Below are 20,185 nucleotides of genomic sequence, written 5' to 3' on the forward strand. Positions count from 1 at the left end.
GCAGCCCGATCTTCGCTTATGTCGTTGCTGTGGCGATCGCTGCCGCGTGCGCTTTCACCGCCGCTTATCTCAACCAGGACGGCACGGCCGTCGCCCATACCTACGTGAGGAAAGCATGACCACCACCACCGAACTGACCGTCGTCGAGCGCGCGGCCGTCGCCCTGACGTCTACCGAGCGCGAGACGGCGCTGCGCGATCTCGTCGCGAAGTCGACCGACATGGTCGAGATCAAGAACGCGGCCGCGCGCGACCAGGTGCACGGCGCCGCGATGGTGCTGCGCACCGCGCGCACCGACATCCAGAAGGCGGCGAAGACGGCGCGCGACGACGCGAACGCGTTCTCGAAGGCGGTCATCGCCGAAGAGAATCGCCTGATCGCGATCACCGAGCCGGAAGAGAAGCGCCTGATCGGCATGCGCGACGAATGGGACGAGGCCCGCGAGGCCGAGAAGCGCGCGAAGCTCGAAGCCGAGCGGCGGCGCGTCACGGCGATCCGCGAGCACATCGACGATATCCGCTCGATCGCGACCAAGGCCGTCGGGTTGGTGTCCTGGCTAATCGCGGTGGAAATCGAGGATCTGGAAGCGCTGGAAATCACGCTCGAACGTTTCGCCGAACTGACCGGCGAGGCCGAGGCCGTGCGCGGCACGACGCTCGACAAGCTGCGCGAGCTGCACGCGGCAGCCGTCGCACAAGAGGCTGAAGCCACGCGACTCGCCGCCGAACGCGAAGAACTGGAACGACAACGCGCCGAACTCGAAGCGCAGCGCCGCCGCGATGAAGAAGTCCGCGCCGAGCAGGAGCGCAGAGACGCCGAAGCGCGGGCCGCGCGCGAGCGCGATGAAGCCGCCGCCCGCGCCGAGCAGGAACGTGTCGACCGCGAGCGCCGCGAGTTCGAAGAAGCGGTACGCCGCGAACAGCAAGCACGCGAAGACGCCGAGCGCCTCGCCGCGATGCAGGCCGAGGAAAAGCGGCTCGCCGACCAGCGCGCCGAGCAGGAACGCCGTCAGGCTGAACTCGACCGTGCCGAGCGTGAGCAGCGTGAACGCGAGGAAGCGGCCGCTGCGGCTGAACGCGCTGAAGAAGAGCGCCGAGCGCGCGAGGTCCGGGAACGCGAAGAAGTCGCCGCCCGCGAGCAGGAAAAGCGCGAGCGCGAGGACTTCCTCATCAAGGGGCCGGGCCTCGACGCGATCGTCGAAGTGCTTGCCGCGCATTACCACGCAGATTCGACGGTCGTTATGAGCTGGCTGTTCATGTACGACATCCCCGCGACCACCGCAGCAGCCTGACCCACCCACAACGCCTGGCCGAGTCTCAGGCACATGGAGAAAACAGTATGTCCGACGTCATCACCACCAACCAAGACACCGCGCCCGGCGCGTTCGACCTGTCGCCGCGCTCGCTCGAACAGGCGATGCAGCTCGCGAACATCCTCGCCGATTCCAGCATCGTCCCGAAGGACTTCATCGGCAAGCCCGGGAACGTGCTCGTTGCGATCCAGTGGGGCATGGAACTGGGCCTGAAGCCGATGCAGGCCATGCAGAACATCGCCGTGATCAACGGCCGGCCGTCGCTCTGGGGCGACGCGCTGCTCGCGCTCGTGCTCGCCTCGCCCGTCTGCGAGTACGTGCAGGAATGGGAGGAGAACGGCACCGCCTTTATCAAGGTCAAGCGCCGCGGCAAGCCCGAGGACGTCCAGAGCTTCAGCGAAGAGGACGCGAAAAAAGCCGGCCTGATCGGGAAGCAAGGCCCGTGGGCGCAATACCCGCAGCGCATGAAGAAGATGCGCGCGCGCGCCTTCGCGCTGCGCGACAACTTCGCTGACGTGCTGAAGGGCATCGCGGTCGCCGAAGAGGTCATGGACATCGAGCCGGTCGAGCGCGACATCACGCCGCGCGCGACGCCGGCGCAGATCGCGAGCAGTGCGGCCACCAGCGCGCGGCCCGCTCGCACCGAGGCGCATACCAAGATCATCGCGCGCCTCGAAGACGTCGCGCGCAATCTCGGCTTCGAGCCGTTCAAGGAAGAGTGGACAAAGCTGTCGAAGGAAGACCGGTCAGCGATCGGCCTCAACGAGCGCGACCGCATCGCCGGGATCGCCGGCGGTCCGGGAACGCAGCAGCAGACCGACGGCGCGCCGCAGGACGACGGCGCCGGTCAGCGCGAACCGGGCGGCGACGATGAATAACGCCATCGATCAGCGCACCGACGCCTGGTACGCGGCGCGCGCCGGCCGCATCACGGCGAGTCGCTTCGCGGACGCGATCGCGTTCACGGGCGGCGAGCCGGGCGACGTGTACAAGACCGGCCCGAAGAAGGGTCAGCCGAAGCCGCGCCAGTCTACCGGAGCGCGCGACAAGTACATGCGCGAGATCGTGTTCGAGCGGCTCGCCGCGACGTCGACGCACGAGGTCGGCGGCCGCGCGACGAAATGGGGCGAGGAGGTCGAGCCATTCGGCCGTGAACAGGCCGAGCTGACGACCGGCTACATCATCGCGCCCGGCGGCTTCTTCACGCACCCGCGGTACGAATTCCTCGGCGCGTCGCCCGATGGCCTGATCGGCGACGACGGCGGCTACGAATCGAAATGCCCGATGGACGAGGCCGTGCACATCAACACGCTGCTGAACGGGATGCCGGCTGACCACGTCGACCAGGTGCAGGGCGGGATGCTCGTCACCGGCCGCCGCTGGTGGCTGTTCGCGTCGTACGACCCGCGTGTGCCCGAGCCGTACAGCCTCTACACCCAGGTCGTGCCACGCAACGACGCGTACATCGACGGCATGCTGCTGCCTGGCTTACTGCAGTTCGAGGCCGAGGTGAACGCTATGATCAAGCGGCTGCAAGCGAGGGCCGCGTAATGGGCGAAATCGCTGAAATGATGCTCGACGGCACGCTGTGCGAAGGCTGCGGCGTCTATCTCGAAGGAGACGGCGAAGGATTCCCGCGTCGCTGCGACGACTGCGGGCCGGCGGACGATTACGTCGCCGCCGGTACGCCGCTGTCGAAGAAAGTCCGCTGCTGCCACTGCCCGCGCCTCGTCACGCGCGCCGGGTTGAAGGATCACATGGACTCGAAGCACCCCGGCGTCCAACACGACGCGAAGACACGCTGCACGATCTGCAACAAATCCGTGAAGACGGTCGGCCTGCCGCAACACATACGCACCGTTCACGGCCAGCAGCCGTAATTCCCTCACCACCCGGAGCAATCATGTTCGAAATCAAAGACAGTACCCTCGCCAAGATCGTCAGCTGCACGAACGTTTCCGAGAAGCACGGCGCCGAGCGCGTTCCCGCGATCTCGGTCGGCCTCTACATCGTCGGCGGCGGTGAGCTACTCGACATGTTCGACGTCGCGCTGCGCGGCATGCTCTACCGCCGCCCGCAGCCGAAGCCCGGCGAGCTCGAAATGGAGCACGACGGCCTGACCGAGCTGCGCTTCCCGTACATGCGCAACCTCGTGTGGGACCGGAACTACGAGGGCTACCTGCTGCGCTTCCACATCGGCGCGACCGGCGCCGAGGACGTGCTGCTCGCCGAGTGCGGCCTGAAGGACATCCGGTTCACCACGCAGGAAGGCGGCTCTGTCGGCGTGCACTTCAAGATCACCGCGCACCCGAAGGACGACGAGGACCACGGCAAGATCGCGCGCCGCGTGCAGCAGGAGATCGGCATTACGCTGACGCCGCCGGATGGGTACGTCGATCCCGATCTGTTCGGCCGGCCCGACAGCAACGCAAGCGACGAGCACCACCCTTTCGCCGGCTCGGACCTCGACACACAGCCCGAAGAGGCAACTGAGCAGTGACCCACCAGCCGCGCGGCACCCGTCGCGCGGCAACCCAAGCTTCAACGGTGGGTGCTCGGGTGACGGGTGGGCGCCGTCACAACGCCAACAGGTCTGCAGCGCGGCGCTTTCATGCAACCAGCTGCCACATGCTAGCCGAGCACCCAGCCATTGAGGCTTGATCTACTGATTTAGAGGATGCGACGTGCCTGCGTACTACAACGAGCACGACCCATACGCCGCGCAGTGGCTGCGCAACCTGATCGCCGCCGGGCACATCGCTCCTGGCGACGTCGACGAACGGAGCATTGAGGATGTCCGACCTGATGACCTGCGAGCCTACGACCAGTGCCATTTCTTCGCCGGAATCGGCGTCTGGTCGCACGCGCTTCGACGCGCCGGGTGGCCCGATGACCGACCTGTTTGGACTGGTTCCTGTCCGTGCCAACCTTTCTCCGCGGCAGGCAAAGGAACTGGGTTTGATGACGAGCGGCACCTTTGGCCTGCGTGGTACTGGCTCATCGGTCAGCGCCGACCTGTCGCAGTTCTTGGCGAGCAGGTTGCAAGCGCTGCCGGGCTCGGTTGGCTTGATCGAGTTTGCGCCGACCTCGAGGACGCGGACTACGCCTGCGGGGCGGTCGATTTCTGCGCTCGCCGCGTCGGATTTCCGCTTCGGCGGTCGCGCCTTTTGTTTATGGCCCACCCCCACCGTCAACGACAGTCGCGGCGGCCGCAACCGAACCGCCGTGCGATCGAACTCGAACAGTGCGCATCACGACGGAGTCACGTTGGTGGATGCAGCGCGGCTGCACTGCCTGACTGGCGAGATGCTGTCGGCGCCGACGGAAATCGTCGGCTGCTTGAACCCGGCACTGAGCCGCTCGTTGATGGGTCTGCCGGCCACGTGGGACGACTGCGCGCCTACGGCAACGCGATCAACGTTGCGGCCACCACGCAATTCATCCTCGCCGCGCAAGACATCCTGACCACCTGAGGACCACACCACCATGACCACCGAAAATAGCCGCGCTGATGCGCTGACGGACGAGCAAGCGTCCCCGACCGGAATCGTTACACCGCTGACGATGGTGATCGTCTCCTACGGCGGCGGCACCGACAGCACGGCGATGCTCGGCCTGATGGAACGGATCGGCATCCGCCCCGACCAGATCACGTTCGCCGACACCGGGAGCGAAAAGCCGCACACGTACGAGTACATCAAGCTCGTCAACGAATGGTGCAAGAAGGTCGGATTCCCGGAAATCGAAATTGTTAGATGGATCGACCGCCAAGGGCGCACCCGTGTGCTCCATCAAGATTGTCTCGACCAGAAGACGCTTCCGAGCGTGTGTTTCGGCTTCAAGGGCTGCTCGACGAAATACAAGATCCAACCGCAGGAACGACGGGATCGCGAAGACCCGAGATGTCAAGCAGTGTGGGCTGCAGGTGGTTTGGTCGACAAGTTCATCGGGTACGAAGCCGGTGAAGAACGCCGGATGCGCGGCCCCGACGAAAAGTATCGGTACCACTATCCACTTATCGATCATGGCCTCGAACGCGAGGACTGCATCGACATGATCACCGGAACGATGGGGCTCCCGCGTGCCGGGAAGTCGGCGTGCTTCTGCTGCGGCAACAGCAAGAAAGCCGAAGTCGCGCAGCTCAAGCGCCAGTATCCGGTGTTGTTCCAGACCGCGATCAGGATGGAGCGGAACGCGGTATTGACGTCAGTCAAGGGGCTTGGGCGAAGTTTCGCGTGGGGCGATCTGAAAGACGAAGACGTGCCGGCCTACGAACCGGATCACGACATGCCGTGCGGCTGCTATGAGTGAGGAGAAAGCAATGACGACGAAACCCGCATCCCCTGTCGAGCAGCCCGCAGCAGCGCCGATCAGCCTCGAAGGGTTGCGCCGGACTATCCTCACTCCGCGCGCGATCATGCGCGATGAGGACGGCATGGTGAATCATCCGGCAGTCCCGGCCCTCGACGAGGACGTGAACTACGAAACTTTCTTCGCCGCTTTCGGAATTGAGTCCGTCTTCATCCATATGGAGAACGACGTCGATTGCGACACGTACGAGAAATATTTCGCATCCAACAGCCCGGACTGCAGCATGTGGACGCCGAGCAGCCCGCACGGCGATGGCTGGTTGTTGCTCGAGATCTACGACACCGAGGATGGCCCGGTCGCGCTGTATGTGCGCGAGAAGAAACCCGAGTCGATGCGCGACCGCCGGAAGCGTGAAGAACAGGAACGTCGTGCCGCCGCACCCTCGCCGGCGGACGAGCGGGCGGCACTGATGTGCGAGCGCCTGCGCGCGATGGATTTGGGAACGTCCCGCGAGGCGGCAGACTTGATCGAGGAACTTGCCGCCCGCGCCGCATCAGCCACTGAGACGGGGGCGGAAGGGGAGAAGCCGACCGCGTGGGTCCGCTTCCGCAGCGACGGCGGCTTCGAAGGCCCGATCATGGACAGCGACGAGCGCATGTGTGACACGCGTCGCAAGTCGGGAGCATGGACGCCGCTTTACGGCTCGCCCGCTATGGCGGTGGAAACGGTGGAATGGCGCGAACTCACCCGCCGACTGTATGTCGAGCTGTTCTATTGCGATCAGCAGATGACGGGCGGCCGGCGGCCGAAATGGACGCAAGGAGCAGAAGTTCGTGACGCGCTGCGAGACGCGAAAGCGGCACTTGAGGCCGCCCCGCAGCCCGCGCAGGCCACGTACGACGGCAACCACGTCGAGAACCATTGCACCGAGTGCGGCCAGTACGAAAGCGAGTGCGCGTGCGCGCAGGCAGACGCTCGGGAGGGACTGACGGAGCCGCACTCTGACGACGTTGCCGTGGATTCGTTCGCAGCCGTCATGAAGCACAAGCTCGCGTTGGCCCGTGACAAGGGCCGCAGTGGGTGGGAAACGTGCAGCCCCGCCTACCTGTCGCGGATGCTGCATGAGCACGTCGAGAAAGGCGATCCGCGTGATGTGGCGAATCTCAGCATGATGCTCTGGCATCACGGTTCGCCCATTACCAGGCCGGCGGCCCATCCGGGCGAGCCGGAGCCGCGCGCCGAGGTGACGCCTTTGAAGGTCGAGCGCCACAGCGACATGTCCGTCCTCGTCGTATTCAGCTCATGTCGTCAGGCGTCTGTATTCGAGAAAGAGATCGCCGCCCGCGCAGGAGACGCCGCATGCTGACCGACGTCGAAGTGTTCGCGATCCGCGCGGCCGGGCTGCCCGAGCACCTGCGCGAGAATCTGTATCCGGAGCTGGCGCCGCGCTGCGAGTACTGCGACGGCACGGGCGACGTGCACGACGCGACCGGCGAATGGCGCGGCGTGTGCACGGCGTGCATCGGGACAGGAGACGCATCGTGACCGTCTACGTCGACGACATGTACCTGCACGAGATGGGCGAGTACAACAGCCCGTCTGGGCGCGTGTACAAGATGTCGCACATGATCGCGGACACGCGCGAGGAGCTGGTCGAGATGGCGCGCGCGATCGGCCTGAACACGCGCCATATCCAGAAGCGCGGCACATACAGCGAGCACTTCGACATCGCGAAGGTAAAGCGCGAACTGGCGATCGGGCACGGCGCCGTGCAGATCACCATGCGCCAGTGCTCGGCGATGTGCGTGCGCCGGCGCGCCACGGGCGAACTCGGCAGGCCAGACGAGGCCGAGGCGTGGCGCGATGCACAGTTCGCCGCGCGCCGCGCGCAGCTCGCCACATACGCTGATGATGCGCAACGCGCGTTCGCTGCCGACCTTCCTGGAGCGCCGGCATGACGCGGCCCTACCCCGCCAACCTGACACCGGCCCTCGGCCGCGTGCTCGGCATGATGGTCTGGGAGACCGGGCCGATCGCGCACGCGTTGCGCGCCGCCGGACACGCGATCGAGCGGGTGCCCGAGGCCGAGCAGGCTGCGGTGCTCCACTGGCTCACTGGCTTCGCGCTCGAGCACGGCGCGGACTGGGAACGGCACGCGGCCGCCGCGCTGCACGTGCTCACCGAGTCACGAGGAGACTGAGCATGGGTCGTCCGATTCTGTCCAGGGAGCTGTCTGCCGCCAACCTGTTCGCGCGGATGAAGCCCGGGCGCACGTACTCGGCCTACATGATCGCCGCGAAATTCCGGGTGCCGACGAAAGCTGTCCGGCCGATTCTTGACGTGCTCATCGCGTCGGGCCGGATCGAGCACAGCCATGCGCTCGCGAAGACTCTCGGCTTCCGGCGGCCTGGGAAGCAACAGAAAGAAGCGCCGCCGCCCGCGCTCGGCACGAGCTTCGCCGCGCCGCCCACACCCCCGAACCTGAATTCCACCCTGACCGGCTACGAACGCGAGATTCGCGGCTGGGTCGAACTGTGTATGACGACGAGGTCGCGATGAGCATCGTAACGAACGACGAATTGATTGAGCTGACCGGCGGCCTGAAACAAGGCGCCGCGCAGACTCGCTGGATCAAGAAAGCGCTCGGCATCGACGCGCCGCGAAAGGCTGATGGCCACCCGTTCCTGACCTGGGAACAGGTCAACGGCCGGGATGAGCCGCGCCAACGCAAATCGACCATCAACTGGCAAACCGCAGCATGAAACGAACGAAAAATATCCTCCGCGACGGCCTCCTGCCGCGCATGGAGGCGATCCCACGAAAGAAAGGGATCAGCTACCGATATCACGTGCCTGGCGGGAAGCCGATCGGGCTCGGCATGGATAAGGTCGCTGCGATCCGGAAGGTGCTCGACATCATCGGCGCGGCTGGCGACACCGGCACGATCGGGAAGCTGTGGGAGGAGTTCAAGGAGACGGACCGCTGGAAGCGCTACGCGCCGGATACGCGGAAGGATTACGAGCAATGCGCCGGTCCGCTGCTCCTGCGCTTCAAGGACGCGCGCGCATCCGACATCGAAGCGCCTGACGTCGCGCGCTACCTGCGAAAGGAGCGCAAGGATGCGCCGGTGCGCGCGAACCGCGAGATCGCCCTTCTCTCGAACCTCATCGGACTCGCGATCGAGTTCGGACAGGCGAAGATGAACCCGTGTCGCGAAGTTCGGCGCAACGAGGAGCAGCCGCGCACGGAAACTGCGGATCCGGCGGACTTCAAGGCGTTCACCGACTGGCTCGCGGCGCAAGGCGGTCAGCGCGCGATGGTCGGCATGGCGGCCGAGTACGCCGCGCTCGCCGGCAACCGCAAGATCGAATTCCTCGACCTGTCGTGGCCGCAGGTCGACCGCAAGGCCGGGCACATCCGCGTGAAGCGCGCGAAGCAACGCGGCAAGAAGCGCGGCGAGGTCATCGAGCAGATCGAAATCACGCCGCCGCTCGCCGCTCTGCTCGACCGCCTGGAAGCAATCCGCGGCGACAGGGAATGCCTCTACGTCTTCACGACGAAGTTCGGCACGCACTACACGCGCGATGGCTTCAAGGGGTTCTGGGGGAAGCTGCTGAATGCGGCGATCGATGCGAAGGTCGTCGAGCGCCGCTTTACGTTCCATGACCTGCGTGCATATTACGCGACGCAATTTAAGCAGGAGCGCGGAACGCTTCCTGACCTGCACGCCAATCCCGCGACGACGGCGCGTGTCTACGATCGAAACAAAATCGTAAAGCGGAAGGCGCTGTGAATTCCATTTTGTGGAATTCCAAAACAAAAACGGCACTGTCTTTTTGAACAGTGCCGTTTCTAACTACTTGATACCGCTTGGAATTCTTTGGGGTGGCTGATGGGACTCGAACCCACGACGACAGGAATCACAATCCTGGACTCTACCAACTGAGCTACAGCCACCACTGATACTGCTTACTTCGCTTCGCTGTTTTGTTTCAGCAGCGAAGAACAAGATTATACGAAGTCTTTTGAATCTTGCAAAGCCTTTTTTTCAAAAAATTCTTCGGCTTCGTTCAGGTGCGCGCGCGCCTCGTCGAACACGGCCAGATCGGCGCGCGCGAGCTTCTTGTTATCGGACAGCACGCGACGCCAGCCACGCGCGCCCGGCATGCCGCGATACAGCCCGAGCGCATGCCGCACGATCGCACCGAGATAGGTCCCGCGCTTCAGTTCGGCCGCGCAGTATTCGATCAGCTGCGCTTCGGCTTGTTCGCGCGTCGGCACCGCGGCGGTCGATCCGTAGAAGCGCGTATCGACTTCGGCCAGCACGAACGGGTTGTGATATGCCTCGCGTCCCAGCATCACGCCGTCGACGTGTTCCAGATGCTGCGCGACTTCATCGAGCGTCGTGATGCCGCCGTTGATGACGATCTCCAACGACGGAAAATCACGCTTCAACTGATACGCATAGTCGTACTTGAGCGGCGGGATCTCGCGATTCTCCTTCGGCGACAACCCCTTCAGGATCGCGTTGCGCGCATGCACGACGAACGTTTCGCAACCGGCCTCGGCGACCGTGCCGACGAAGTCTCGCACGAACGCGTAGTCCTCGACCGCGTCGACACCGATTCGGTGCTTGACCGTGACCGGCACCGACACCGCATCGCGCATCGCCTTCACGCCGTCGGCGACGAGCTGCGGCTCGTTCATCAGGCACGCGCCGAACGCACCGCGCTGCACGCGCTCGGACGGGCATCCGCAATTCAGGTTGATTTCGTCGTAGCCCCACTGTTCGCCGAGCTTCGCGGCGCGCGCGAGATCGTCACGCTCGCTGCCGCCCAATTGCAGCGCGATCGGCGATTCGCTCGGCGTGAACGCGAGATGCCGCTGGGCATCGCCGAACAGCAGCGCGCCCGTCGTGATCATCTCCGTATACAGCCACGTGTTGCGCGTCAGCGTACGGTGGAACGACCGGCAATGACGGTCGGTCCAGTCGAGCATGGGCGCGACGGAGACGCGGCGGGGAGGAAGCGAGGACGGAACGGACATGGAATTCGGGCAACAGGCCAGGCGGCACGGAAACAACCCGGTATTTTACCGCAACACGGGCCGCTCCTGCCCGACGCCCCGCTAGCCGCCCTCGCCCAGCTCCGCATCGACGGCGCGGCGCGCCTCGTCGAACACGCGCTCGATCACGCGACGCTCGGTCAGCAACAACCCGTCGACCTTGACGAGCCGCCAGTCGATCCGCACGGCATCGCCTTGCAGCACGCGGTAGTGCGCATGCTCGCCGTCCCAGACCTGCTCGGTCTTCACCTCGATCTCGAAGCCGCGGTACGGCTCGCTGAAATCGCCGAGGTCGCTGCCTCTCGGTTCCATCGCACGCTCCGTGGCGACGCAACGCCAGGCCACTCGTGCAGCCGGCGCCGGGCGCTCAATCGTATTCGTTGGACAAAAAGGATTTGCCATCGGCCGTCAGGTCGACCCGGTCGGCCGTCGCCTGATAGATCAGCCCCTCGTTCAGCAACGCATAGACGACGTCGTCGAACGCGGCGGGAACCGGCCGGCTTTCGCCGAACTGGTCGATCCATTTCAGCGCCTCGATGGCTTCAGGGGAAAGGATGGGGGTCATGCATTGGCCTCCGCCGTCGGTTTCGTTCCATCCTAGCACTTCATCCGGACGTCGAATACCGAGGCGAACGCGCTACGGAAATGCAAATGTGGCGCCGACGGGCACACTGGCCGCCGGCGCCGCACCGTTGCAGGAGACGCGCGCTCAGAGACGCGCGATCGATACTTCAGTGGACTTCACGAGCGCGACGACTTCCGCGCCGACCTTCAGTTCGAGTTCGTCGACCGAGCGGGTCGTGATGACCGACGTGACGATGCCGAACGGCGTCTCCACGTCGACCTCGGAGACCACGGACCCGCGAATGATCTCCTTCACCTTGCCCTTGAACTGGTTACGTACGTTGATTGCAGTGATGCTCATCGGGATGATCGCTCCGAAGAAAAAAGTCTCAGAACGGGCGGCCGGAACCGCCCGGAATTAAACGGCCCAGCGGATCTGCCCGACCGGTCGAACGTTGTCTGCCCAATGCTCCGTGTCCTGATCGGCTGCGCCAGGCCCGCCAGCGAGCACGCGCTTCAGCACGCGATCCTCGAGCGCGGCAAACGCCGCCGATGCGCGGGCGCGCGGCCGGTCGAGCGGCACGGGCTGATCGAGCGCCACACGCCCCTGCTCGATCAGCAGGATGCGGTCGCCGAGCGCGACGGCCTCCTGCACGTCGTGCGTGACGAGCAGCGCGGTGAATCGATGCTCGCGCCACAGCCGCTCGATCAGCGCATGCATCTCGATGCGGGTCAGCGCGTCGAGCGCGCCGAGCGGCTCGTCGAGCAACAGCAGTTGCGGCCGATGCACGAGCGCGCGGGCCAGTGCAACGCGCTGCCGCTGGCCGCCCGACAGTTGCGCGGGCCAGTCGTTGGCCCGCTCCAGCAGGCCGACCTCATCGAGCACCGCACGCGCCTGGTCGCGCGCGCCGCGCCCGAGACCCAGCATCACGTTCTGCAGCACGGTCTTCCACGGCAGCAGGCGCGCATCCTGGTACATGATCCGCGTATCGAGCACGCCGCCACCCTCGCCGCGCGTCACGAGCGCGCCGCTGCTCGGCTGCTCGAGTCCCGCGACGAGACGCAGCAGCGTCGATTTCCCGCAGCCGCTGCGGCCGACGATCGCGACGAAGCTGCCGCGTGCGATGCCGAGCTCGACGTTGTCGAGCACGGTGCGTGCGCCGAAGCGCTTGCTGACGCCCGACAGCGTCACTGCGTCGTCGGGTGCCGGGCTGCCCGCGCGCCGCCGCGCGAGCGGCACGACCGATGCGCCGCCGTCACGATCGAGAATCGCCGCGTCGCGCGCGTCGCCGTCTGCGACACGTGCCTGCGCCAGTTCGACCTCGAGGTCTGCGCCGGCGAGCGGGCCGTAGGCGGCCGCCGAAGTCGTCGCATTCATGCCTTTGCTCCTGATTGATAAGCGGGGTGCCAGCGCAGCGTCACGCGCTCGAGCCATTTCGCCAGCACGTCGGCCAGCTTGCCGAGCACCGCGTACAGCAGGATGCCGACCACCACCACGTCCGTTTGCAGGAATTCACGTGCGTTCATCGTCATGTAGCCGATGCCCGACTGCGCGGAGATCGTTTCCGCGACGATCAGCATCACCCACATCAGCCCGAGCGCGAAACGCACGCCGACGAGGATCGACGGCAGCGCACCGGGCAGGATCACGTCGCGGTACAGTGCAAAACCGCGCACGCCGTAGCTCTTCGCCATCTCGATCAGGTTCGCGTCGACCGAGCGGATCCCGTGATACGTGTTGATGTAGACCGGAAAGAACACACCGAGCGCGACGAGGAACAGCTTCGCCTTCTCGTCGATGCCGAACCACAGGATCACGAGCGGAATCATCGCCAGCGCCGGGATGTTGCGGATCATCTGGATCGTCGAATCGAGCGCCACTTCGGCCGCCTTCGACAGGCCGGTCGCGAGCCCGAGCGCAAGGCCGACGCCGCCACCGATCGCGAAGCCGAACAGCGCACGCCACGTGCTGACTTTCACGTTCGCCCACATTTCACCCGACGTCACGAGCGACCAGGCCGCGCGCACGACCGCAACCGGCTCGGGCAGCACGCGGGTCGACAGCCAGCCGGTGCGCGCCCCGACCTCCCAGGCCGCCAGCAGCGCGAGCGGCACGAGCCACGGCGCGACGCTGCGCCACGCACGGGCAGCCACGACGGCGCCCGTCGTCGACGTTTTCGTTGTCATCGCAAGCCTCCTCTCGCTCAGCTCTGGCTCGCCTTCGGCAGATAGCTGTTGCCGACGATCTCGCCGAACGGCCCCGACAGCGGGCCGGTCGCCTTCTCCGCGCCCTTGCCCTTGATCAGCGGGAACACGAGTTCGGCGAAGCGATACGACTCCTCGAGGTGCGGATAGCCGGACAGGATGAACGTCTCGATGCCGAGGTCCGCGTATTCGCGCATGCGTTCCGCGACCTGCTCGGGATTGCCGACGAGCGCCGTGCCCGCGCCGCCACGCACGAGGCCGACGCCGGCCCACAGGTTCGGATACACCTCGAGCGCGTCGCGGCCGCCGCGCTTGCCGCCGTGCAGCGCGGCCATCCGGCGCTGGCCTTCGGAATCCATGTTCGCGAACGCCTGCTGGGCACGCGCGATCGTGTCGTCGTCGAGACGGCTGATCAGGCGCTCGGCGTCGCGCCATGCTTCGTCCTCGGTCTCGCGCACGATCACGTGCAGGCGAATGCCGAACTTGATCTTGCGGCCGCGCGCTTCGGCGCGAGCGCGGATGTCGGCGATCTTCTTGGCAACGGCCTCGGGCGGCTCGCCCCAGGTGAGATAGGTGTCGATGTGATCGGCGGCAATCGCATGGGCGGCCGGCGACGAACCGCCGAACCACAGCGGCGGATGCGGACGCTGCACGGGCGGATAAAGCGCCTTGCCGCCTTTCGACTGAAGGTGCTTGCCGATGTAGTCGAAGCCGCCGTTGTCGTGCGACGCGGCCAGCAGCCCGCGCCAGATGTTCAGGAAATCGTCGGTGATCTCGTAGCGCGTATCGTGATCGGCGAACAGGCCGTCGCCTTCGAGTTCGGCCGCATCGCCACCCGTCACGACATTGATCAGCAGGCGGCCGCCCGACAGGCGGTCGAACGTCGCGGCCATCCGTGCCGCGAGGCCCGGCGAAGCGATGCCGGGACGCACGGCGACCAGGAATTTCAGGCGCTGCGTCGCAGGGATGAGGCTCGATGCGACGACCCACGCATCTTCGCAGGAACGGCCGGTCGGCAGCAGCACCCCGTCGTAGCCAAGCGTGTCGGCCGCGACGGCGACCTGCTTGAAGTAATCGTAATCCGCGGCGCGCGCGCCTTCGGCCGTGCCGAGATAGCGGCTGTCGCCATGCGTGGGGATAAACCAGAACACATTCATCTGCTGCTCCTGCTTGACTGTCACTGCCGAAATTTGGAAAAAACATCGCCCTGCTCGCGTCGCGGATGCGCGACGCATGCATGGTGTGCGTTCGATTCGGGATGGCTCGCCGGTCAGTCCGTGCAGCGGGCGAGGACGCGATTGCACGGCTGTTTCTGGGAAATCAGTCTAGGGATCGGTGCAGGGCTTTGGAACGATTTTTTTGAGCTTAGGTTTTCCGCTTTCGTGATTAGCACGACGCTGGAGCGAATATCGCCGCGGGCGGGCCCTATAATGGCGCACCTATCCGAATAACTCCGCGCGTACAGCCCCGGCCGTGCGCGCCTGCGGTGCACTCATCGATGCAGAAAGTCATCCTGCCATTCCTGTCCGGCTTCCTGGCCGCCCTGTTCTTCCGCGAGGCGACGCTCGCCCTCCTTCACACGGCTGACCTGATCGCCGCAACCGGCTTCTCGACACAGCCGTTCGCGCCGCTCGGCATTCCTGAATTTGTCGCGAATGCGCTGATCAGCGCATGTTGTGCCGTTCCGATGGCGTGGCTGCTGCGCGTCTCGCCGGAACGCGAGGCATCGTGGATCGGTGCGCTCGTGTTCGGCGGTATCGTCCTGACGGCCGCCCGCGTGTTCGCGATCGATCCGCTGCGCGGCATCTGGCCGTCGGGCAACATGATGCCCGTGCTCGCGGCCGGCTTCGCGGCGAACGCGGTATGGGGCTTCGGCGCGCTCGTGTTCATGCGCGCGTTCATGTCGGACGACGCCGGCGACGAATAACGCTCGCACGGGCGCTACGCCTTTCGACCGCTGTCCGGTCGATGTCCACAAAAAAGGCCGCCTGCAGATGCAGGCGGCCTTTTCGTTTCTGTCTCGCGTGCGGGTCAGCCGGACCGACGTCAGTCCTTCAGATTCCGTAGCGGATGCGTGTCGGGCGCCCACGGGCTGTCGAACATCGCTAGCACGTCGGCGCGATCGACATCGGCGGCCGACTTGAAGCGCCAGTCCGGCTGGTGATCCTTGTCGACGATCAGCGCGCGCACGCCTTCGATCACGTCACCGTGTGCGAACGTCGAGCGCGTGAGATCGAGATCGCGTCGCAGGCAATCGGCCATCGTCGCGCCGCGCGCGCGTTCAACGACTTCGAGCGACACGGCCATCGACAACGGAGACAACTGTTCGCGCATCGCATGGGTCGCCTTCTCGACCCATCCATCGACGGCCGCGCAATCCTGCTCGGCGTCGAGCGACGCGAGGATCGCGTTGATGTCGGGCTGCGCGAAATGCCGGTCGATCCCGGCGCGCGCATCGGCCAGTGCCGACGTGTCGGGCGTCGGCACGACCTTGTGCGCGGCCGCCGCTTCGGCGACGCAGGCCACCGCTTGCGCGCCGCTGGCGATCGGCGTGCGACGCAGCGTATCGAGCAGCGCCGGCAGCGCGGCATCGGGCAGATAGACATCGGCGAGCTGCGCGTACAGCGCATCGGCTGCGCCGAGCGGCGCACCGGTCACGGCGAGATAGCGGCCGATCGCGCCGGGCGTGCGCGCGAGAAACCATCTCATCCCGACGTCCGGGAACAGGCCGATGCGCGTTTCGGGCATCGCCATCTTCGTCGAGTCGGTCACGACCCGCAGGCCGCCCGTATGCCGCGCGGCCTGTGAGATGCCCATGCCGCCGCCCATCACGACGCCGTGCATCAGCGCGATGTACGGCTTCGGATACGTGAAGATCGCATGGTTCAGCGTGTATTCCTCGATGAAGAACGTGTCGACCGCATCGCGGTCGCCGCGCTGCCACGCATCGTGGAAGAAGCGCACGTCGCCACCCGCGCAGAATGCGCGCGGGTGCGGGCTGTGCACGACGACGGCGACGACATCGGGATCGTTGCGCCATGCGTCGAGCGCCTGCTGCATCAGCCGGATCATGCCGACCGACAGCGCATTCAGCGCCTTCGGGCGGTTCAGTTCGAGAAAACCGATGCGGTTCGCGACATACGCGTGGACATCGGGCTGGGCGGATTCAGCGGAAGTGGAATCAGTCATGAAAGTCATCCGGCAAACGGCAGTCGCACGGTCAGTGCGCCTGCATCTTCGAGAACAGGTTCAGCACCACGACGCCCGAGATGATCAGCCCGAGGCCGATCACCGCCGGCAGGTCCGGCACCTGACGATAGAGCAGCATCGCGACGAGCGTGATCAGCACGATGCCGGCGCCCGACCAGACTGCATAGATGATGCCGACGGGCATCGTGCGCAACGTGAGCGACAGGCAGTAGAACGCGATGCCGTAACCGGCGACGACGAGCGCCGACGGCCAGAAGCGCGTGAAGCCGTCCGCCGCGCGCAGCGCGGACGTGCCGACCACTTCCGCGACGATCGCGATCGCGAGCCATGCGTAACCGGGCAGTTGCATCGCTCAGCTCCTTGCGAGGGCCAGCACGGCGTAGTCGTGGCCGAGCTCCGCACACAGCGCCTCGACGACGAACTCGTGATCCGCGCGCTGCGGCAGCCCCGACGCGGTGATCGAGCCGATCACGCCGGCACCGGCGACAGTCAGCGGGAACGAGCCGCCGTGCGGCGAATATTCGGCGAGCGGCAGCCCGTGCTTGTCCGCGAGCGTGGCGCCGGCCTGTTGCATGCGCAGGCCGATCGCGTACGAGCTGCGACGAAAATGCGCGACGACGTTGCGCTTGCGGCGCACCCAGTCGGCATTGTCGGGTGTCGCGCCGGCGAGCGCCGCATAGAACAGCGGCTGGCCGAACGTGACGATGTCGAGCGCGACCGCATGGCCGCGCGACGCCGCGAGCGCATGCATCCGGTTGCCGAGCGCCCACGCGCGGGCCGGGTCGAAATGGGGAAACACGAGCGCCTGTTCCTGCGCGCCGATCGATTGCAGATCGTGAGCGATGTCCATGAATACGTCGATGCAGTAATGAGAGTCGCAACGGCGCCGATGCGATCGCGCACGGCCCCGCTGCCGGGATGACGACACAAACCGTTCGATTCTAGCGCACGCGCTCCACGTACCGGCCCCACAAGCGCTTGCAACGCGATTGTCAAAAAACGCTTGCACGCATTCGGAAGAGTCCATATAATTCAATTCTTCGACGGACGCGGGGTGGAGCAGTCTGGCAGCTCGTCGGGCTCATAACCCGAAGGTCGTAGGTTCAAATCCTACCCCCGCAACCAACCCGTCCAGCATTACGCAAAAAGCCCGGCCCAGCGCCGGGCTTTATGTTTTTCCGCGTCCATGCTCCGCGCCCTCTTCGCGCACGCGCGCCTCCGCCTTGCACGACATGCGGCCTGCATGCGCAGGCGTTCAAGAATGCCGCGCCCCGGTGATACACTCGCATCACCTCGTCCCTTCCACTCGACATGAAATTCTGCTCCGTCTGCGGTCACGAAGTCATCGCGCGCATTCCTCCGGGCGACAACCGCGAGCGCTTCGTCTGCGATCACTGCGGCACGATCCACTACCAGAATCCGCGCAACGTCGTCGGCACGGTCCCGGTCTGGGGCGATCAGATCCTGCTGTGCCGCCGCGCGATCGAACCGCGCTACGGGTTCTGGACGCTGCCGGCGGGCTTCATGGAAATGGGCGAGACGACGGCGGAAGCCGCCGCGCGCGAAACGCTCGAGGAAGCCGGCGCGCGCGTCGAGGTGCAGAACCTGTTCACGCTGCTCAATGTGCCGCACGTGCACCAGGTCCACCTGTTCTACCTCGCGCGACTCACCGATCCGGGTTTCGAAGCCGGCGAGGAAAGCCTCGAAGTGAAGCTGTTCGACGAAGCCGACATTCCGTGGGACGAGATCGCGTTCCCGACCGTCAGCCAGACCCTGCGATTCTTCTTCGCCGATCGCGCCGCCGGCGACTACGGCGTGCACACCGGCGATATCTTCCGCTCGCTGCGCAACGGCTGAGCCCGCGACCCATGGTCCCCTGGCTCGGCCCGGACGATCCGTTTCCGCCCATCGAGCGCGCGCTCGGTCCCGCGACCGGCGCGCCCGGGTTGCTCGCCGCCAGCGCCGACCTGCTGCCGTCGCGCCTCATCGACGCGTACCTGCGCGGTATTTTCCCGTGGTACTCGGACGGCCAGCCCGTGCTGTGGTGGAGCCCCGATCCGCGCATGATCCTCGTGCCGGCCGAATTCAAGGTGTCGCCCTCGCTGCGCAAGACGCTGAAGCGCGTACTGCGCGAGCCCGAATGGGAAGTGCGCGTCGACCACGACTTTCCGGGCGTGATGCGCGCGTGCGCACAGGCGCCGCGCCGCGGGCAGCGCGGCACGTGGATCACGGCCGAGATCATCGACGCCTATACGTCGCTCTACCGCTCCGGCAATGCGCACAGCATCGAGACGTGGCATGACGGGCGCCGTGTCGGCGGCTTGTACGGCGTGTCGTTCGGGCGGATGTTTTTCGGCGAATCGATGTATGCGGACGTGACCGACGCGTCGAAGATCGCGCTCGCCACGCTCATCGCGCACCTTCGCGGGCAGGGGCTGGAGATGATAGACTGCCAGCAGAATACGTCGCATCTAGCGTCGCTCGGCGGCCGCGAGATCGCACGCAAGGCGTTTGTCGCTCACGTGCGCAGCGCGGTAGCCGAACCGCCGATTCCGTGGCAGTTCGACAAGCGCGTGCTCGCCGCGCTGACGGGCCCCGCCGAAACGGCGGCGCCCTCCGGGATCGAGCGCTAGCGCGGCACTCCTTCCCTGCATCGAGAGCTGCCCATGACTCACCCGACTGAGCTGCCGCTTTCACCGCTTTCGGCGCTGCAATTCTATGCAACGGCGCCCTATCCGTGCAGCTATCTGGACGGCCGCATCGCACGCTCGCAAGTCGCGACGCCGAGCCATCTGATCAACTCCGACATCTACACCGAGCTCGTCAAGGCCGGCTTCCGCCGCTCGGGCGTGTTCACGTACCGCCCGTACTGCGACGGCTGTCGCGCATGCGTGCCGGTGCGCGTACCCGTGGGCGAGTTCGTGCCGTCGCGCACGCAGCGCAGGATGTGGAAACGGCACCGCGCGCTGATCGCAACGGTTTCGCCGTTGCACTACGACGAAGAGCACTACGCGCTCTACATGCGCTACCAGTCCGCGCGCCACGCGGGCGGCGGCATGGATCGCGACAGCCGCGACCAGTACGAGCAGTTCCTGCTGCAGAGCCGGATCAACTCGCGCCTCGTCGAATTCCGCGACCTCGACGCACCGGGCGGCGAGCCCGGCAAGCTGCGCATGGTCAGCATGATCGACATCCTCGGCGACGGGCTGTCGTCGGTCTACACGTTCTTCGAGCCCGACGACCGCCACACGAGCTACGGCACCTACAACATCCTGTGGCAGATCGAGCAGGCGAAGAGCCTCGGCCTGCCGTACGTGTACCTCGGCTACTGGATCCGCGAGAGCCCGAAGATGGCGTACAAGGCGAACTTCCACCCGCTCGAGGGGCTGATCGACGGCCGCTGGAAGACGCTCGACCCGGAACGGATCGACCTGCCGCCGGTCGACGCGGCGCTGGCCCGCGCGCCGTTGCCGGGCGGGCATTCCGGCTCGAATTGATGCGCGCCGCAGGGGGCTACGA

Annotated in this window: 28 protein-coding genes and 2 tRNA genes; 19 read left to right on the forward strand and 11 right to left on the reverse strand. The window is 65.9% G+C overall.

Annotated elements, in window-relative coordinates; genetic code table 11:
• The first annotated feature begins 46 nt into the window (after positions 1-46).
• The 14 genes from HWX87_RS16905 (at position 47) to HWX87_RS16970 (ending at position 9,416) form a co-directional block, all read left to right on the forward strand.
• Positions 47-1,291, forward strand: a complete 1,245-nt coding sequence (locus HWX87_RS16905) for a hypothetical protein (protein ID WP_244137692.1) — start codon at positions 47-49, stop codon at positions 1,289-1,291.
• 47 nt (positions 1,292-1,338) lie between these two features.
• Positions 1,339-2,190: a hypothetical protein gene (locus HWX87_RS16910; RefSeq protein WP_176048183.1), complete on the forward strand. Its 852-nt coding sequence runs from the start codon at positions 1,339-1,341 to the stop codon at positions 2,188-2,190.
• The gene (locus HWX87_RS16915) at positions 2,183-2,863 is read left to right on the forward strand and encodes a lambda exonuclease family protein (protein WP_176048184.1); all 681 of its coding nucleotides are present in this window, start codon (positions 2,183-2,185) and stop codon (positions 2,861-2,863) included. The genes HWX87_RS16910 and HWX87_RS16915 overlap by 8 nt, the downstream gene beginning before the upstream one ends.
• Positions 2,863-3,192, forward strand: coding sequence for a hypothetical protein (locus HWX87_RS16920; RefSeq protein ID WP_176047869.1), 330 nt, complete (start codon positions 2,863-2,865; stop codon positions 3,190-3,192). The genes HWX87_RS16915 and HWX87_RS16920 overlap by 1 nt, the downstream gene beginning before the upstream one ends.
• A 23-nt stretch (positions 3,193-3,215) precedes the next feature.
• Entirely contained in the window at positions 3,216-3,812 is a 597-nt protein-coding gene (locus HWX87_RS16925) for a hypothetical protein (RefSeq protein ID WP_176048185.1), read from the forward strand.
• Positions 3,813-3,996: 184 nt separating this feature from the next.
• On the forward strand, positions 3,997-4,785 hold the full coding sequence (locus HWX87_RS16930) for a DNA cytosine methyltransferase (protein ID WP_176048186.1): 789 nt from the start codon (positions 3,997-3,999) through the stop codon (positions 4,783-4,785).
• Positions 4,786-4,798: 13 nt separating this feature from the next.
• The gene (locus HWX87_RS16935; protein ID WP_176048187.1) at positions 4,799-5,623 is read left to right on the forward strand and encodes a phosphoadenosine phosphosulfate reductase family protein; all 825 of its coding nucleotides are present in this window, start codon (positions 4,799-4,801) and stop codon (positions 5,621-5,623) included.
• A 10-nt stretch (positions 5,624-5,633) separates the two neighbouring features.
• Positions 5,634-6,989 (forward strand): hypothetical protein, encoded by a 1,356-nt coding sequence (locus tag HWX87_RS16940; RefSeq protein WP_176047870.1) that lies wholly within the window; start codon positions 5,634-5,636, stop codon positions 6,987-6,989.
• Complete coding sequence (locus tag HWX87_RS16945) at positions 6,983-7,168, forward strand: hypothetical protein (RefSeq protein ID WP_176048188.1); 186 nt, start codon at positions 6,983-6,985, stop codon at positions 7,166-7,168. The genes HWX87_RS16940 and HWX87_RS16945 overlap by 7 nt, the downstream gene beginning before the upstream one ends.
• Positions 7,165-7,581, forward strand: coding sequence for a DUF4031 domain-containing protein (locus tag HWX87_RS16950; protein ID WP_176048189.1), 417 nt, complete (start codon positions 7,165-7,167; stop codon positions 7,579-7,581). Before HWX87_RS16945 ends, HWX87_RS16950 begins: the two co-directional genes overlap by 4 nt.
• Positions 7,578-7,823 carry a hypothetical protein gene (locus tag HWX87_RS16955; RefSeq protein WP_176048190.1) on the forward strand — a complete coding sequence of 82 codons (246 nt, stop codon included), beginning with the start codon at positions 7,578-7,580 and terminating at the stop codon, positions 7,821-7,823. The genes HWX87_RS16950 and HWX87_RS16955 overlap by 4 nt, the downstream gene beginning before the upstream one ends.
• 2 nt (positions 7,824-7,825) lie before the next feature.
• Positions 7,826-8,182: a hypothetical protein gene (locus tag HWX87_RS16960; protein ID WP_176048191.1), complete on the forward strand. Its 357-nt coding sequence runs from the start codon at positions 7,826-7,828 to the stop codon at positions 8,180-8,182.
• Positions 8,179-8,385: a DUF4224 domain-containing protein gene (locus HWX87_RS16965; RefSeq protein ID WP_176048192.1), complete on the forward strand. Its 207-nt coding sequence runs from the start codon at positions 8,179-8,181 to the stop codon at positions 8,383-8,385. Before HWX87_RS16960 ends, HWX87_RS16965 begins: the two co-directional genes overlap by 4 nt.
• Complete coding sequence (locus HWX87_RS16970; protein WP_176048193.1) at positions 8,382-9,416, forward strand: tyrosine-type recombinase/integrase; 1,035 nt, start codon at positions 8,382-8,384, stop codon at positions 9,414-9,416. The genes HWX87_RS16965 and HWX87_RS16970 overlap by 4 nt, the downstream gene beginning before the upstream one ends.
• An 88-nt stretch (positions 9,417-9,504) precedes the next feature.
• On the opposite strand, the gene HWX87_RS16975 is transcribed toward HWX87_RS16970, so the two are convergent.
• The 8 genes from HWX87_RS16975 to ssuD all read right to left on the reverse strand — a co-directional run bounded on the left by HWX87_RS16975 (position 9,505) and on the right by ssuD (position 14,613).
• Positions 9,505-9,580 (reverse strand) — tRNA-His (locus HWX87_RS16975).
• Between the two features lie 54 nt (positions 9,581-9,634).
• Positions 9,635-10,621, reverse strand: a complete 987-nt coding sequence (gene dusA, locus HWX87_RS16980) for a tRNA dihydrouridine(20/20a) synthase DusA (protein WP_244137693.1) — start codon at positions 10,619-10,621, stop codon at positions 9,635-9,637.
• Between the two features lie 129 nt (positions 10,622-10,750).
• Positions 10,751-10,999: a hypothetical protein gene (locus tag HWX87_RS16985; protein WP_176048195.1), complete on the reverse strand. Its 249-nt coding sequence runs from the start codon at positions 10,997-10,999 to the stop codon at positions 10,751-10,753.
• 55 nt (positions 11,000-11,054) lie between these two features.
• The gene (locus HWX87_RS16990) at positions 11,055-11,252 is read right to left on the reverse strand and encodes a hypothetical protein (RefSeq protein ID WP_059234572.1); all 198 of its coding nucleotides are present in this window, start codon (positions 11,250-11,252) and stop codon (positions 11,055-11,057) included.
• 144 nt (positions 11,253-11,396) lie between these two features.
• Positions 11,397-11,612 (reverse strand): TOBE domain-containing protein, encoded by a 216-nt coding sequence (locus HWX87_RS16995; protein WP_006476104.1) that lies wholly within the window; start codon positions 11,610-11,612, stop codon positions 11,397-11,399.
• 57 nt (positions 11,613-11,669) lie between these two features.
• Positions 11,670-12,629 carry an ATP-binding cassette domain-containing protein gene (locus tag HWX87_RS17000; RefSeq protein ID WP_176048196.1) on the reverse strand — a complete coding sequence of 320 codons (960 nt, stop codon included), beginning with the start codon at positions 12,627-12,629 and terminating at the stop codon, positions 11,670-11,672.
• Positions 12,626-13,438: an aliphatic sulfonate ABC transporter permease SsuC gene (gene ssuC / locus HWX87_RS17005; RefSeq protein ID WP_176048197.1), complete on the reverse strand. Its 813-nt coding sequence runs from the start codon at positions 13,436-13,438 to the stop codon at positions 12,626-12,628. The genes HWX87_RS17000 and ssuC overlap by 4 nt, the downstream gene beginning before the upstream one ends.
• A gap of 17 nt (positions 13,439-13,455) precedes the next feature.
• On the reverse strand, positions 13,456-14,613 hold the full coding sequence (gene ssuD, locus HWX87_RS17010; protein WP_059234577.1) for an FMNH2-dependent alkanesulfonate monooxygenase: 1,158 nt from the start codon (positions 14,611-14,613) through the stop codon (positions 13,456-13,458).
• Between the two features lie 341 nt (positions 14,614-14,954).
• Between ssuD and HWX87_RS17015 the strand changes: the two genes are divergently transcribed.
• Positions 14,955-15,383: a hypothetical protein gene (locus HWX87_RS17015; RefSeq protein WP_043182670.1), complete on the forward strand. Its 429-nt coding sequence runs from the start codon at positions 14,955-14,957 to the stop codon at positions 15,381-15,383.
• A gap of 119 nt (positions 15,384-15,502) precedes the next feature.
• On the opposite strand, the gene HWX87_RS17020 is transcribed toward HWX87_RS17015, so the two are convergent.
• Genes HWX87_RS17020 through HWX87_RS17030 form a run of 3 tightly spaced genes read right to left on the reverse strand, consistent with a single transcriptional unit; the run spans position 15,503 to position 17,516 of the window.
• Positions 15,503-16,645 (reverse strand): enoyl-CoA hydratase/isomerase family protein, encoded by a 1,143-nt coding sequence (locus HWX87_RS17020; protein ID WP_176048198.1) that lies wholly within the window; start codon positions 16,643-16,645, stop codon positions 15,503-15,505.
• Between the two features lie 31 nt (positions 16,646-16,676).
• Positions 16,677-17,015, reverse strand: coding sequence for a multidrug efflux SMR transporter (locus HWX87_RS17025; protein WP_034186989.1), 339 nt, complete (start codon positions 17,013-17,015; stop codon positions 16,677-16,679).
• Between the two features lie 3 nt (positions 17,016-17,018).
• A complete protein-coding gene (locus tag HWX87_RS17030; protein ID WP_176048199.1) occupies positions 17,019-17,516 on the reverse strand; it encodes a heme-degrading domain-containing protein in 498 nt (165 codons plus the stop codon).
• Between the two features lie 198 nt (positions 17,517-17,714).
• Here HWX87_RS17030 and HWX87_RS17035 point away from each other — a divergent pair.
• The 4 genes from HWX87_RS17035 to HWX87_RS17050 all read left to right on the forward strand — a co-directional run bounded on the left by HWX87_RS17035 (position 17,715) and on the right by HWX87_RS17050 (position 20,163).
• Positions 17,715-17,791: transfer RNA gene (locus HWX87_RS17035), tRNA-Met, on the forward strand.
• A 186-nt stretch (positions 17,792-17,977) separates the two neighbouring features.
• Entirely contained in the window at positions 17,978-18,523 is a 546-nt protein-coding gene (locus HWX87_RS17040) for an NUDIX hydrolase (RefSeq protein WP_021161562.1), read from the forward strand.
• Between the two features lie 11 nt (positions 18,524-18,534).
• Entirely contained in the window at positions 18,535-19,299 is a 765-nt protein-coding gene (aat, locus tag HWX87_RS17045) for a leucyl/phenylalanyl-tRNA--protein transferase (protein WP_176048200.1), read from the forward strand.
• A 33-nt stretch (positions 19,300-19,332) separates the two neighbouring features.
• Positions 19,333-20,163 (forward strand): arginyltransferase, encoded by an 831-nt coding sequence (locus HWX87_RS17050; RefSeq protein WP_176048201.1) that lies wholly within the window; start codon positions 19,333-19,335, stop codon positions 20,161-20,163.
• The last annotated feature ends 22 nt before the right edge of the window (positions 20,164-20,185 follow it).

It is taken from the genome of Burkholderia sp. BCC1644, assembly GCF_902833225.1.
Taxonomy (GTDB): Bacteria; Pseudomonadota; Gammaproteobacteria; order Burkholderiales; family Burkholderiaceae; genus Burkholderia.

Coding starts and splice junctions, on each gene's coding strand:
- HWX87_RS16910 (WP_176048183.1), top strand. CDS start 1,339: ATGTCCGACGTCATCACCACCAACCAAGACACCGCGCCCGGCGCGTTC.
- HWX87_RS16915 (WP_176048184.1), top strand. CDS start 2,183: ATGAATAACGCCATCGATCAGCGCACCGACGCCTGGTACGCGGCGCGC.
- HWX87_RS16920 (WP_176047869.1), top strand. CDS start 2,863: ATGGGCGAAATCGCTGAAATGATGCTCGACGGCACGCTGTGCGAAGGC.
- HWX87_RS16925 (WP_176048185.1), top strand. CDS start 3,216: ATGTTCGAAATCAAAGACAGTACCCTCGCCAAGATCGTCAGCTGCACG.
- HWX87_RS16935 (WP_176048187.1), top strand. CDS start 4,799: ATGACCACCGAAAATAGCCGCGCTGATGCGCTGACGGACGAGCAAGCG.
- HWX87_RS16940 (WP_176047870.1), top strand. CDS start 5,634: ATGACGACGAAACCCGCATCCCCTGTCGAGCAGCCCGCAGCAGCGCCG.
- HWX87_RS16945 (WP_176048188.1), top strand. CDS start 6,983: ATGCTGACCGACGTCGAAGTGTTCGCGATCCGCGCGGCCGGGCTGCCC.
- HWX87_RS16955 (WP_176048190.1), top strand. CDS start 7,578: ATGACGCGGCCCTACCCCGCCAACCTGACACCGGCCCTCGGCCGCGTG.
- HWX87_RS16960 (WP_176048191.1), top strand. CDS start 7,826: ATGGGTCGTCCGATTCTGTCCAGGGAGCTGTCTGCCGCCAACCTGTTC.
- HWX87_RS16965 (WP_176048192.1), top strand. CDS start 8,179: ATGAGCATCGTAACGAACGACGAATTGATTGAGCTGACCGGCGGCCTG.
- HWX87_RS16970 (WP_176048193.1), top strand. CDS start 8,382: ATGAAACGAACGAAAAATATCCTCCGCGACGGCCTCCTGCCGCGCATG.
- dusA (WP_244137693.1), bottom strand. CDS start 10,621: ATGCTCGACTGGACCGACCGTCATTGCCGGTCGTTCCACCGTACGCTG.
- HWX87_RS16985 (WP_176048195.1), bottom strand. CDS start 10,999: ATGGAACCGAGAGGCAGCGACCTCGGCGATTTCAGCGAGCCGTACCGC.
- HWX87_RS16990 (WP_059234572.1), bottom strand. CDS start 11,252: ATGACCCCCATCCTTTCCCCTGAAGCCATCGAGGCGCTGAAATGGATC.
- HWX87_RS16995 (WP_006476104.1), bottom strand. CDS start 11,612: ATGAGCATCACTGCAATCAACGTACGTAACCAGTTCAAGGGCAAGGTG.
- HWX87_RS17000 (WP_176048196.1), bottom strand. CDS start 12,629: ATGAATGCGACGACTTCGGCGGCCGCCTACGGCCCGCTCGCCGGCGCA.
- ssuC (WP_176048197.1), bottom strand. CDS start 13,438: ATGACAACGAAAACGTCGACGACGGGCGCCGTCGTGGCTGCCCGTGCG.
- ssuD (WP_059234577.1), bottom strand. CDS start 14,613: ATGAATGTGTTCTGGTTTATCCCCACGCATGGCGACAGCCGCTATCTC.
- HWX87_RS17015 (WP_043182670.1), top strand. CDS start 14,955: ATGCAGAAAGTCATCCTGCCATTCCTGTCCGGCTTCCTGGCCGCCCTG.
- HWX87_RS17020 (WP_176048198.1), bottom strand. CDS start 16,645: ATGACTGATTCCACTTCCGCTGAATCCGCCCAGCCCGATGTCCACGCG.
- HWX87_RS17025 (WP_034186989.1), bottom strand. CDS start 17,015: ATGCAACTGCCCGGTTACGCATGGCTCGCGATCGCGATCGTCGCGGAA.
- HWX87_RS17030 (WP_176048199.1), bottom strand. CDS start 17,516: ATGGACATCGCTCACGATCTGCAATCGATCGGCGCGCAGGAACAGGCG.
- HWX87_RS17040 (WP_021161562.1), top strand. CDS start 17,978: ATGAAATTCTGCTCCGTCTGCGGTCACGAAGTCATCGCGCGCATTCCT.
- aat (WP_176048200.1), top strand. CDS start 18,535: ATGGTCCCCTGGCTCGGCCCGGACGATCCGTTTCCGCCCATCGAGCGC.
- HWX87_RS17050 (WP_176048201.1), top strand. CDS start 19,333: ATGACTCACCCGACTGAGCTGCCGCTTTCACCGCTTTCGGCGCTGCAA.